Origin of the sequence: Staphylococcus simulans (genome assembly GCF_025561465.1) — a bacterium.
Lineage (GTDB): Bacteria > Bacillota > Bacilli > Staphylococcales > Staphylococcaceae > Staphylococcus > Staphylococcus simulans.
Window position 1 is genome coordinate 219559 of record NZ_CP095100.1, and the last position, 13692, is coordinate 233250.

General features: G+C 35.2%; 10 protein-coding genes. 3 read left to right on the forward strand and 7 right to left on the reverse strand.

Annotation, left to right across the window (positions count from 1 at the left end):
* Positions 1 to 61: 61 nt before the first annotated feature.
* Entirely contained in the window at positions 62 to 1558 is a 1497-nt protein-coding gene (nhaC, locus tag MUA87_RS00965; RefSeq protein WP_002480101.1) for a Na+/H+ antiporter NhaC, read from the reverse strand.
* A 633-nt stretch (positions 1559 to 2191) separates the two neighbouring features.
* On the opposite strand from nhaC, the gene MUA87_RS00970 reads away from it, so the two are divergent.
* Complete coding sequence (locus tag MUA87_RS00970; protein WP_002480100.1) at positions 2192 to 2905, forward strand: poly-gamma-glutamate hydrolase family protein; 714 nt, start codon at positions 2192 to 2194, stop codon at positions 2903 to 2905.
* A gap of 82 nt (positions 2906 to 2987) precedes the next feature.
* On the opposite strand, the gene MUA87_RS00975 is transcribed toward MUA87_RS00970, so the two are convergent.
* The 6 genes from MUA87_RS00975 to pgsB all read right to left on the reverse strand — a co-directional run bounded on the left by MUA87_RS00975 (position 2988) and on the right by pgsB (position 10161).
* Positions 2988 to 5585: a YfhO family protein gene (locus MUA87_RS00975; RefSeq protein ID WP_262551100.1), complete on the reverse strand. Its 2598-nt coding sequence runs from the start codon at positions 5583 to 5585 to the stop codon at positions 2988 to 2990.
* Positions 5586 to 5712: 127 nt separating this feature from the next.
* Entirely contained in the window at positions 5713 to 7311 is a 1599-nt protein-coding gene (locus tag MUA87_RS00980; protein ID WP_002480098.1) for a gamma-glutamyltransferase, read from the reverse strand.
* Positions 7298 to 7474 (reverse strand): hypothetical protein, encoded by a 177-nt coding sequence (locus MUA87_RS00985; RefSeq protein ID WP_002480097.1) that lies wholly within the window; start codon positions 7472 to 7474, stop codon positions 7298 to 7300. The genes MUA87_RS00980 and MUA87_RS00985 overlap by 14 nt, the downstream gene beginning before the upstream one ends.
* On the reverse strand, positions 7464 to 8534 hold the full coding sequence (locus MUA87_RS00990; RefSeq protein ID WP_002480096.1) for a CapA family protein: 1071 nt from the start codon (positions 8532 to 8534) through the stop codon (positions 7464 to 7466). The genes MUA87_RS00985 and MUA87_RS00990 overlap by 11 nt, the downstream gene beginning before the upstream one ends.
* 14 nt (positions 8535 to 8548) lie before the next feature.
* The gene (gene pgsC, locus MUA87_RS00995) at positions 8549 to 9001 is read right to left on the reverse strand and encodes a poly-gamma-glutamate biosynthesis protein PgsC (RefSeq protein ID WP_002480095.1); all 453 of its coding nucleotides are present in this window, start codon (positions 8999 to 9001) and stop codon (positions 8549 to 8551) included.
* Between the two features lie 2 nt (positions 9002 to 9003).
* Positions 9004 to 10161, reverse strand: coding sequence for a poly-gamma-glutamate synthase PgsB (gene pgsB / locus MUA87_RS01000; RefSeq protein WP_002480094.1), 1158 nt, complete (start codon positions 10159 to 10161; stop codon positions 9004 to 9006).
* A 601-nt stretch (positions 10162 to 10762) separates the two neighbouring features.
* On the opposite strand from pgsB, the gene MUA87_RS01005 reads away from it, so the two are divergent.
* Complete coding sequence (locus MUA87_RS01005) at positions 10763 to 11782, forward strand: amidohydrolase family protein (RefSeq protein ID WP_262551102.1); 1020 nt, start codon at positions 10763 to 10765, stop codon at positions 11780 to 11782.
* A 528-nt stretch (positions 11783 to 12310) separates the two neighbouring features.
* Complete coding sequence (locus MUA87_RS01010) at positions 12311 to 13504, forward strand: YSIRK-targeted surface antigen transcriptional regulator (RefSeq protein ID WP_262551104.1); 1194 nt, start codon at positions 12311 to 12313, stop codon at positions 13502 to 13504.
* The last annotated feature ends 188 nt before the right edge of the window (positions 13505 to 13692 follow it).

Genomic DNA, 13692 nt, shown 5'->3' on the forward strand with positions numbered 1-13692 from the left:
TGTCATCAACACGAGGGTGTTAAACTATCCGTTATTAGATTTCTAAAAATTCAAATATTTTTTATGCTAAGTTCGTATCGTTAGGCAAAGTGGCTTTCTTTTTTCTAGCTTTTACACCTTCACGTTTGTCTTTCGGCAACTTCACAATCTTATATCCTGTGTATGCGAAGATAATAGAAATGATTGGTACTAAGAAGTTTAAGAATGCGAATGGCGCATACTGCATTACGCCGACACCTAATGTTGATGCGATAAACACACCACATGTGTTCCATGGTACGAAGACAGAAGTCAGTGTACCGCCATCCTCTAACGCACGTGATAAGTTCTTAGGATGTAAACCTTTATCCGCAAAAGTTTGTGCATACATACGTCCTGGTACAATAATAGAAATATATTGTTCAGAACAAGTGAAGTTTGTACCGATACAAGATAGAATCACTGATGTTAATAATGAACCTGTATTCTTTGCCCAACGTAAGATGATGCTAATGAGTGAATCTAACATACCTGAATATTCTAAGACACCACCGAATGTCATTGCGACGAGTGTCAGTGAAATTGTATAGAACATAGATTCTAAACCACCACGGTTAAATAACTCATCCACCATCTTATTGCCTGACTCCATTGTATAACCTGTTTGAAGTGCAGTCAGTGCTTCTGTTAAAGAACCGCCTTGTACAAAAATTTGTGCGAAGAATCCTAAGATAATACCAGCACAAATGGCAGGAATGGCAGGTACTTTAAACATTACTAATACAATAACAGCTAAAGGAATTAACAATAACCAAGGTGAAATCACAAATTCATTCTGCATCGTTGATAGAATTTTCTCAATATTTTTAGCGTCGAAATTACGATTACCATACTGCATCCCAATAATAAAGAATGCGATGAGTGAAATCACAAGTGCTGGGATTGTTGTATAAGTCATATGTTTAATATGTTCGAATAAATCTACTTTCGTTAATCCTGATGCTAAGTTTGTTGTATCAGAGAGTGGACTCATTTTATCTCCAAAATATGAGCCTGAGATGACAGCGCCTGCTACCATACCTGGGTTGATTCCCATACTCATTCCAATCCCCATTGAAGCAACCCCCACAGTTGCCATGGTAGACCAAGAACTTCCGATTGCTAATGCGACAATACCACACAGTAAGACGACTACTGCTAAGAAGAAACGTGGATCAATCAACTGTAGACCATAATAAATCATTGTCGCAACGACACCGCTGCCAATCCATGATCCGATAATCAATCCGACTAAAATAATGATGACAATCGCAGGTAAAGCATGTCTGATCCCCTTATACATCATCTGCTCGACATCGTCGAACTTATAGCCATGCAACATTGTAACCCCGATAGCCACTGCTGTCCCAATCATCAGTGGAATATGTGGTTCTTTCTTTAATACTGCGACTGTAAATAACATGACCGCTATCATTAACCCCAATGTAAATAATGACGGCCAAATTCCTATGGCTTTTGGTTTCTTTTCATTTTGTGCTTGTTGTTCTACGTTTTGCCCATTTTTCTCTTCTCCTTGCATATATAAACCAGCCCCTTTTTATATCTTTAGTGTCATAATACATAAAAATGAAATCGCTTTCAACAAACAATTGACAGACAAAATGCTTAAATTCACCCTCTTTTTGTCTTTTCTGAAAATACAATGTCATTTCAGAAAGTGCTACAAAGTAAGTCATACCAACTGTTTTGATAATTCTGACAACTTAAATTACACATTCATTTTACCGATAATTTAAGTATCGAAAAAAATTAAAAAAATTTAAAATGCAGTTGCGAAATCGTCGATTAACGCAGCAGCATTTTAATGAAGTGAATCACAGGAGATATGTCATTAGTTATTACTACCCCTAAATTATAAATTTAAAGCAAATTGCATAAAAATGTAGGATAAAATGTTAAGGTTAAACTAGCTTGAGAAAATTAACTGTGTTAAAAAAGCCATGCTAAATTTTATTTTGCTCAATTGCTTTACCGGATTTAATATTTAATTAAGATTATAATGTTTTCACAAAAAATATGATTAAATTATTTCAAGAAGGTTACACTGTTACTAAAGGGATTAATAAGTATGGATAAGCTTAAAGCGGAAATTAAGTGAACTTAGGAAAGGAGATAATTATATAGAAAGAGCGATAAAAAGAGGTGTTGTAGAATGAGAAAGATAAAGAATCCGATATTGATTTCAGCGAGTGTGGTTTCGATAGCTATGGTTAGTTTGTTGACATTATCTCCAGTAACGTTCAGTGCTTCAGATAAATATCAATCGATGACGCAACTGCAACAGGCTACACAAGAGGGTAAAGATTGGACGATCAAAACAAGTAAGGGCACAAATGATACACTTATCGTTGCACCCCATGGCGGTGGTATTGAACCAGGTACAAGTGAAATCGCATATGAAATTGCGAATAAAAATAATGCGAGTTATTACACATTTAAAGGTATTCGCCCAATAAATAATAAAGAACTGCATGTCACATCCGCAAATTATGATGAACCTAAAGCACAAGCCATGGTTCATGAGTCGAAAAAGACAGTGACTATTCATAAAACAGCACGTTCTGGTAATGATATCTATGTAGGAGGACGAGATGATGCTTTACGAGAACGCATCACTACGTCGTTAAGATCAGAAGGTTTTGATGTCACAGAAGCGACAGGTAATATTGCAGGGCGTAATTTAAATAATATTACGAATCAAAACCAACAAAAAGCAGGGGTACAAATTGAGTTGAATAATCAATTTGCGAACCAATTCTTTAAAAATAGCGATGCATCTCGTCCAAGCCGTGAAAATCCGGCAAATTGGACAGACCGTATGTCTGCATTCACTGACAGTATTAATAGCGCTTTGAATGAGTCTTAAAAAGTTAATGAATATGTATAAAGAAGCAGCGGCACCTTTTAGGCCGCTGCTTCTTTAGTGAATCATTCGATATTAAATGAAGTTATTTAGTTTTATGACGAACAAACCGAGTAAAGCCGATAGCCAGAATCAGTCCAATACCACTAAGGATTAAAAGTGGATAAAGATAAGGTGGTGTGTAAGAAAGCTGAATGTGTTTTTGACCTTTTTTAACAGGAATGACTGTTTCAATACCATTACCTTTTTTCACTTCTGCTTCTTTACCATCAATTGTCGCATGCATACCTTTTTCATAAGGTGTCGGGATGACTAAATAACCATGATCTTGTGGTTGTTTTGTAAAGGTATAGCCGTGAGATGTAGGTTTGATTTTGACACGGTCAACTGAGCGTGATGCAGTTTTCAATGCTTGATAATCTTCACCGTAGACACCTTTAAGTTTATAACGGTAATTTCCTTTAGGTAAGTTTAATCGCACTTTATCATCGGCTTTGATACGAATAGTTAATGGATTAACCACACGACGATAAGAGTAACCGAGTGAACTGCGGTTTTGCGTGAATTCATTTAGTTTAACTCGGTGTGGTTTATCTGGTGACTGTAACTCAAGTTCAATTTCAAAATATAAATCTTTATATTTATCAGTCATTGATTTTGGAAGGGTATAATCAATACCGCCATTTTTCTCTTTAACTTTTAAGGTTTCGTCTGTTTTATTCCAACGCGCATCATCAGCTTCTTCCTGGATTTGGTCTTTGTAGTTGATGTTATGTTCTGTTTTGTGAGTCGCTGGCGTAGCGTCATCTAAGACGACACCTTTTAACATCGCATGTTCTTTCTCAATTGGTGTTTTTAATTTTTTATTATCATAGACTTTATCTGTGATGTGAGTAGCAGGGTAATCAATCGTTGATGCTGAATGTTCGTATTTATTTTTCTTTCCTTTAATTGTGGATTGCGGTTCAAAACCATAAGGGCGGTTGTGGTCGATTGGGTTTTTGAAGCGGTCTTGTACGTTCCACAATGCCATTAAGTTAGCGCGATTACCTAAAAAGCGATAGTTACTATTTTTATCAATCGGCTGTGCAATCTGCATTGTTTTATCATAGTAATTTAAAATATCTCCATTAAACAGACTAGAGTATAGTGCGATTCCTCTAAAGCCATAAATTAAAGGCGAATTTTGTGCAGGGAACGAGAGATATTCAATACGACTGAATGGATCTTTCTCTCGTTGCAACTGATCAAATTTATGTTGCAGTTTAGCATTGTTGTAATTGTCTTCTTTCATAGAAGCAATCGGACGTTCATAAATAGACATATGTGTATCATGATAATTTTGTATCATTACCAATTGTTGAATGAATACCAGTAAAACAATTGCGATGTAGGTGGCTTTTCGCTTCAACAAGTGTGGTTGATACAAACAAATAAATAGGAAAATCATTAATACCAGTGTGACCCACATCCATGTATTATTACCGTCGTATTGTGTATACATATATAACATGACAACGACACAGCCAAGGGCTGTGTATAGGTATTGCTTGATAGATACTTCAGAAAGATGAAGTAAGAATAATGCAATCAAGACACTGGATGAAAGTCCTAAAATGTACACCCATCTGCGTGCAGGCAATGAAAAGCCATTAAAGAAACTATCGAAATAAGGGGTTAGTGACCCTATCAGCATTATCCAAGTTAAAATCGCAAATAAGCGATAGAAATAATGCTTATATAATCTAAACGCAAATAAGGTGATGAATGTCAGTGTTGAAATTGTGATGTAAAAGCCGTCAGAAAACATATGATATTTTTCTTTGAAATCAATGAGTAACGATAACGTTAAGTTGGGATTGATTTGACGGTCATTAGCCATGACAGCTGAAACGCCTGTATAAAAACCGAGACTTGCGATCATTAAACTGAGTACTGCCGCAATAATTAAAAGATAAAGTTTCTGTACGCGTTGAACAATGTCTTTATGGTACGGCCAAATAATGCGATATAAAGTATAAAAGCTTAGAATAATAAACTCATAATAACTGAAGTAAAAATTAGAGAATAACGTGACTGCAATCGCAAAGATAAATAAACCGATTTTGCGTGCTTGAAAGAAACGTTCTAAGCCTAATAACGATAACGGCAACAAGATTAGTACGTCACCATAAAATGACCAGGTAAAGTTAAAGTAAATCGTCACAACAGAAATTGCATACATTAACGTTGCAAGTATGACGAAGAAACGGTTGGAATTAAGGTATCTAAAGAAATAGATACTTGTTAAGACTGTGAATACTACACGAATATAACTCAAGAAAATCTGGTTGGCAGCCCAAAATTGTATACTGTGCGCAGGCAGATTAAAGAGTTGTTCACCAATATAGACGATACCGAAGTATAGCAATAATAAAGGTGACGTTGCGTAGTAATAAGATAAGCCTTTTGTATAATCTCCGCCTAAGCCGAATGAAACATCATAAAAACTTCTGAAGTGTGTGTATTGATGATATAAATACTTTTGGAAAGGAACTAACTGTGAAAACCCATCGCCTTTACTAATGAACGCAATGCCTTTTGCCGCATTCATAAAGAAAGGAATAAAAACTAGTGTAGTTAGTGCAATACTCAAGAGTAAAATCAATAGAAAACGTTTGAGCATTGGATGATCGCGTCGCATTATGTTCAGCCTCCTTTAGTCAATAGATTTTTAAAGAAATGAGGACTGAGATAACTTTTATGTCGTCATCTCAGTCCCTTGTTTGTGATGGGTTTAACCTTACAATTGATACAGCAATAAATTCACACTATCTTACTTCAACATCATGTCCTGTTTCTGTTTTCTTGTCTTTCTTGAAGTAAGTTGCACCTTGGAAACTGCCGAAGTTTGGATTGTCTGCGCTGTTTTTAGGATTGTAACCTAAGTCTTTAATCGTCTTAAGGTCTTGGTCGCTCATGCCGTCTTCATAATAGACATCTTTGCCGTCATTATAGAAGCGCGGCTTATCAATTGTTTCTTGCAGTGAATCTTTACCGCGTAAGTAATTAGATAAGTTTTCTTGCATAAGAGTCGGTACTTTATTGCCGCCTGGTGTACCGCCGCCGAAGTAATAATCTTTACCAACCACAATGGTAGGTGAGATGAATGAACGCGGTGATTTATGTTTGTCACCGTGGTTATCACTATCTGGTGAATCTGAGAAACGTTTTAAAGCATTGTTCATAAAGAAACCTTGTTTCGTATAAGCGCCAGAACCGAAGAAGTTGTTGAGTGTGTTTGTTGAGCTTGTCATGCGGCCTTGTTTATCAACAACTACAAAGTGTGAACCAGCTGTATTCACTTGTCCTTGTAAACCGAATTGATTTTTAATGTTCTTGTACTTTTCAGCACGTTTTAATAAATAATGATCTCCTGTATGTTTAGTGTCATTTTTTGCTTGATCATTGATTAAATATCTATTTTTAAAGTTTACATTTCTTGCTTCGATAACACTTTCAATAAAGTCATTTCGTTTTTCTTCACCTAAGTTGCCATTGATAGACTGATCAATTTTCAGACCTTGAAGTGTCAGCATACCGCTGGTTGGGTTAGGTGATGTATAGACTTGGTTATTCAGATAGTTAGTTGAAAGTGGTTGTTTCGTTTGTGTTTTATAGTCAGTGAAATCTTTCTCGCTTAAATGACTCCCGCTTTGTTTAGCAATGCTTGGTCCTTGTGTTTTATAGAAATAATCTGGACCGTGATCTCTAATCCCTTTTAATGTTTTAGCTAAAGCTTCTTGTTTAACGACGTCGCCATTTTGTACGACTTGGTCCTCTTTTTTAAAGAAAGGTGAGTTGTTATCTAAGTTCCCACTATATTTAGAAAGGAGTTTTGCAAGGTCAGTGTTGACTTGGAATCCGTCCTCAGCAAGTGGAATAACATAGTTTAAGATTTTCTTTTCACTCATATGACCTTCTTTTTCGTGCATGTCATGCATACCTTGAACAAAACCAGGTACACCGACTTCGTCGCCTTTTTGATAGTTATAGCCAGAAACTGTGTTGTAGTCATAGACAGTAGGTTTGGACCCCTTTTTTCCATCATACGTCAATGACGTACCTTCACCGCCGAGTCCTGCAGCGTAAGGTTCAGTAACTGCTAAAGTATAAGCAACACCGTAAGCTGCGTCGGCTGAGTTTCCGCCTTCTTGAATAATTTTATTTCCGACAGCTCTCGCAATTTTATTGTTCGTTGCGACACCATATTTCTTTTTAGCGTCTTTATGATTTTGAGAGGCTAATTTATTTTCATAAAGTTCATCTTTATCGACTTGGTCTTCTTTATTTACAAAGTAGAAGACAGTAGATACCAGCAATGTGATGATAAATATAACTGTCAGTACCTTTTTACTATAAATGTTCATGGAAGGTATGACCTCCATTGAAAGACACGTGTTTTTCAGTTTTTAAATCATGTTTTTCATATTTATCTAAAGGTTCATTCGCATTGCTGAGAATAATCATTAAGAAAATGCTGGCGATGATCAATACAATAGCCGCATATAATAAGTAATTCTTAATTTTCATAATAGTAGCCTCCTTTAGTATCTTTAAGTTTGATGGATGGGTGAGAAATACGATTTTTTAGTTTTGTTTTTTCTATGACGTTCATATTATCTTTGGTGATTTTATCTCCGGAAGTCTTAATCGGTGTAATCATGAAGTCACTGCGATTTCCATCCCATGATTGTTGAACCGCTAAGCCTTTTTTATTCTCAGATAAGAAATCATCTGAAGTGACATTACCTAAACTGTAGAAGATTGGTGTATTTTGATGTTCTTCAATTTTTTGAATCACTGTATTATGGCCTAAGACCACATCAGCACCTGCTTCTGCTAGGGCGTGACCGTAAGTCTTCTGACGGCTTGTGACATGTGGTTCATCTGGAATACCCCAGTCTACATTGACAACAACCATGTCATTTTCTTCTTTAAGTTTTTTAACTAATGGAACAAAGATTTTCGGATCTAAAGCGATAGATGTTGTGGCTTTATTCGCATTCGTATATTTTGAGTTGATGTCTGTAAATGACACAGTCGCAATTTTCTTACCATGAATCGTCTTATGAGATACTTTACTGTTTAATGGGTTTGAACCATTACCGGTTAAAAAGTTATAACCGTATTTTTGATTGGCTTGTTTTTCAATTTGTTTCATGTCTGCGAGGTCTACTGCGTTGTTGGTCAAATTAAGATTCGTAAAGCCAAGTGATTTCATAAATGCGATATTATCTAAGTTCTTTTTGACGTTCTTAGATGGATTTTTAGATACGCGATTGATATTCAAGCTGGTTGAAGCATAATCACTTTCTTTAATGATGCTGTGAATGGGGTCGAACATATCATCTAAGTCACTTTGTCTGATGTATTTATTCAAATTGACATTACCGAAGTAAGCTAAGTGAATATCATCTTTATGTTTAGCGAAGACATCGACCTTATGTGTTTTAGCAGTGGCCATGAGCGTTATGAGTAGTATCAGCGCAACGATAGACACAACTAACATGTATTTAGAATTATGCTTCTTTTGATTTTTGGATTTCTTTAAAATCCAATTCTCTATATTGAAACGTTGCTTGTTAGCCATACTCTAACTCCTTCTTATTTGATAAAGCTATATGCGAATAACACGACGTACGTGATACAAGTCAGCAGCATACATGAAGCTAACGTAGTGATTGTACCTTGTTTTTGAATGGTATTCGCGATAATGCCTGGAATGACAATACCGATACCGGATATCTGCACGACCTCAAAGGGGGTCAGTGGATATATCAAGTCAAAAACGAATTTTATAATCATGCCGGTTAAAATCATTGCGGCGAACTTTCTACGTCCATAAAGTAAAGCAACTTTACTAATACCGTGTGCCACAATGAAGTATGTCAGACAGCTGATAATCAGTACTGACAGCAACATAATAGGTTGATCAAATATTAAAGCTAAATAACCAGGTACTACGAGCCCTGCAGGATTGATACCGAATTTCTCAGCGAATATCAAGCTGAGTACGATACCTACAAATAATGAGAAATACAGCTCTGAACCTACCAAAATTAATCCATCCCTTCTAATAAATTCACGACTTTCTTGCCGTTACCATGAATATTACCGACACAAAAAACTAGTGCCGATTTGGATTCCTCATAGATTGCTTGTTCTACTTCTTCGAAAGGTCTTCCTTCAAAGTTCAAGTATTTTTTATCTGGTTGAGATTTCATGACTTCTGTCACAAGCTGCGTACTCTTGCCGACACAAATCAACGTGTCGAAGTCTACGTCAGTAATGAAATCTTCAGCAAAGAGTTTTGTTCTATCTAAACGGTCACCACGACAATTCAAAATAATGACTTTCTTTTCATAGGGATATTTGTAGTCGATTACTTTTTGGAGAATCGCTTTAGATGACTGAGGTTCGTTTGCGGCGAAGGCATTAACGAAGATGTTCTTAGTATCGTTCTTATGATAGTAGTGTATATGTACTGCGCCACTATCAGGCGGTGCGTTCAACATACCTTCAATTGCGACATCTGGATTGGCGCCGATTGCTTTTGCGACACCCATCGCAATCGCGACATTGTCAGGGAAGACGATATAGTCGAATTTTCTAAGTAAATCTTCTTCAACTTTATCTCTGTCCACGACAATCGTTTCAGTGTTGCGTTTATCTGCGACTTTCTTAAAGAAGTCTGTGTAATCGTCTTTCATGATGACAAGTTTTCCGTTATAAGGAATTGTTGCGGTAAATGCTTCTGCCACTTCATCTAATGTCGGACCTAAAGTTTCCATATGGTCTTCCATGACATTGACAATGACACCCACATTCGCCTTTAACAGCTTTTCTTGAAAGACGATTTGATAGTCTGGATTGACGGCCATACATTCATTGACGATGGCTTTACCTTTGTTGTCGATGACATTCTGCAAAATATCCTTTTGCTCTCCGATGTTCGGGCCTTGAGGTTTACGAACGACTGGATACTCTTCTTCATCAAACCAATACAGCATTCGGGCATCAGTTCCTGTTGTTTTACCAATAACTTGGTAGTTATCTTCTCGTAAGATGCCGTAGATTAATCGAGTAATGGTGGACTTACCGCGAATACCGTTAATGTTGATACGTATCGGGATCTGTTTGATACGTTTTCTATGTACATGCATTTCACGAATGCCAAGTACTAAAATCAATGCGGAAAATATGATTACTAATAACAAAATTTTCACCTCGTTTTTTTATCCCCGAACAGATTGACATATCAAATATTAAAAAAATCTAATTTTACTAAAATGTAAGAATGTTTATTATTTGTTAGAAAAATGTAATAGATTTTAGTTAAAACCTATCAATTAGCATTAAATAATTAAAATGTCATAATATACAGGCAAATGTGACAATTTTATAACAGGCACTATAAAAACTCAGGAAAAAGTTGATAGGTCTCACTTTATAAAGGTCTCCATTATTGTTTAACAACGGTAATATTTGTAATCTATGTAATATTCTTAATTATTACCATTAAAATCTAAAAAATAGTTTATATGTATCAATTTATAATTACACGAAAACGGAACTATTTTAAATGTATCAAGCTTAATGTGGCGATGTATGGTATAGAAAATTTTGTAAGTTGGAGATGGCATTTACCATTGAAAATGGAAAGTTTATGGAAATTAACTACTATTTAAGTAAGATAATCTTATGGGAATTGATTTTGAACAGACCAGCTTAGAACGAATTATTGAAAAGCTTATCGCATATATGTAAGGTAACTCGGGAAAAGATTATTAACGATATAGAAGAGAGAAGGAAGAAAAAATGGAAACGATTTTGGTTGAAGAACACTATATACTGACAGATGTACAAGAAAAGGTGAGGAATTTAGTTTCGAAAGATCCTAAAGGTGTTCCGTTAGAAACAATGCTTTCAGCTTTAGAAGAAAAGACTGACTTTCATGGTGAAGATGATCTAGACCAACATAAAACACGTATGAAATTTATGAATGACAATAACGTACGTATGCAGGTTTTATCTTATGGTAAAGAAGCACCTTCACTCTTAACAGGACAGGCAGGAATTGAATTATGTCAGTTATGTAATGATGTGTTAGGAGAGTATGTGGACTTACGTCCGACACGTTTTCAAGGCTTGGCGGTATTGCCGATTAATGAACCAGAAGCAGCAGCACAAGAATTAAGAAGAAGTGTAAAAGAACTAGGGCTTAAAGGTGCGTTGATTGCAGGAAGAGGAGAAGACGGTACGTTCTTGGATCATCCAAAGTACGAGGGGATATTTGAAGCAGCTGCAGAATTAGATGTACCACTTTACTTACATCCAGCACCGATTAAGTCTGAAGTCTACCAAGCTTATTATAATAGCTCAAGCTATGATGACGTTACTGCATCAATATTTGCGTCATTTGGATATGGCTGGCATATGGAGACAGGGGTTCATGCGGTAAGATTAGTACTTTCAGGATTATTAGACCGTTATCCGAATCTACAAATCATCCTCGGCCATTGGGGAGAATTTGTGCCGTTCTTCTTAGAGCGTATGGATCAAGCAATCATATCAGAACATTTAAAACAACCTATCAGTATGTATTTTAAAAATAACTTCTACATCACGCCGAGTGGGATGTTATCGAGACCTCAATTTGAAATGATACGTCACTATTTCGATATTGATCGTATCTTATATGCATCGGATTACCCGTATATAAAACCAGAGGGATTAACGACATTCTTAGATGAATTGAATCTCACACCAACAGAACAAGCTAAAATTGCTTATCAAAATGCGGAACGTTTATTTAATGTTGATACAGAGCAAGATTAAATAAACTGCATTATGTTATATAATGCAAAAATAAGTACAATAAGTTTGAACATTTGATGAAAAGATCAGGTAAAGTTGATTTGGTTTGACGTGAAACATTCAGGTATTTATTGTCTATGAAACAAAGTATACTTGACAAATCAAGTATAATAAAAAAGCGTTTGAATTTACGTAAATAATGACGTCTATATTTCGTAAAGATATAAGTAGAGCCTCTATTTCTGACAGGCTCTACTTTTTATGTTCGTCTATAATAATTTAAAGTTATACTTATTTGTTTTAATCAAATAATTTAAGATTAATGATAAACATATTTAAGATTTAGAAAGGTTATTGATAATTTAAGGAAAACGTTTGCTTACGATAAGGTTGTAATGACAGTATTGTTAAAATACAACTTGTGAGCGATTGTATGTTTTAAACATACAATGTTTTATAATATGTACAATTAAATATTTCGATTTGCTATTATGATATTAATGTGAGGCAAGAGAAACTTCGTAACAACTAGGAGGTCTTTGATTAGAAATGAAAGAAAAAGCAATATTAAAATCGCTTCATGTATGTTTAGGTATCAATGTTAAAGCATACGATTCTAATCTGAATGAGATACAGGAGTATACATCGAAGAAAATGATAAGCCCGCAATATAACGAACTAGATCTTATTAAATCTGTTGAAGATGAAAAGAAAAGGCATAATTACTATATTTTAACAGGTGCCATGAATGAAGTATTTCTACTTCATAACTTTGAGGACAAGCATTATCTGTTTGGTCCGTTTAATGTCCATTGTTTACCACCGGACGACTTCTTTACACACTTTTTAAAACAACAAAACATCAGCATTAAATTTAAAAAGGCAATCAATGATTATGCACCAGAAATAAAGCTCTATTCCTTAGAAGACATTAGAGACATTATTAAATTAGTGCACTATCTTTTTACATTAGATCGTCAATCAGACCCGACTTTTGAGCCCATACATAGCTATGTAGAAAAGTTGCAGAAAATGTTAGACGACGCTGGATTAGAAAAATTGTTTTTTATTGAAAACGAAAAAGAAAAGAATAAATTAAAGTATGAAAAGCAAGTGATGGATTTAGTGAGAGAAGGTTCTATAACAAAGTTGAAGAAATCTCTATCAGATTTGGAAGGAGGAATCATGCCAACAAGTAAAAGAGATTCTATTCGTAGCGAGAAGAATTATTCGATTATCGTTTTTGAAAAATTATCACAACTCGCAATAGAATCAGGCATGGATGTATTAGAAGCAACCCGCACGAGAGACCAAATGATTATTGACAATGAAGCCGCTAAAAACTTTTCGGAAATTATGAAAGTCAGAAATGGCGCTATCGTATTTTTCACTCAAAAAATAGGTGAAATCGTGGATGAAGAGCTCTCCCCATTTTTATCTTCAATTCTCAACTATATCAACCAGAATCTTTACAATGAAATCACGATAGAGTCGATTGCTAAAGAATTTAACATTAGCCAAACGACCTTAAATTTAAACTTTAAAAATGAACTTGGTATGACAGTTAAAAAGTATATTACTAAGTCAAAACTAGAAGATGCTAAGAAGTTACTAGATCGTAACTTAAACATCAGTGAAATCTCCCAAATGTTAGGTTATGCAGATTCTTCTCATTTCTGTAAGAAATTTAAAAAAGAATTTGAAATGACACCTACACAGTACAGAAGAAACAAAAAAGTATAATATCACAAAAATATGTAAAGTGATAAGTACCCTTTCTATTATTTAATACAATATTTTAATACTCTAATTAAATATAATCACATTAAGCCGTCTGATTTGTTATTGTTTCCTACTCATTTTGTGAGTCCCCAGGGATGAAGAAAGTCTGTCTATTTCAAACACTAGTTCTTCTCCAACGTTCTACAGGA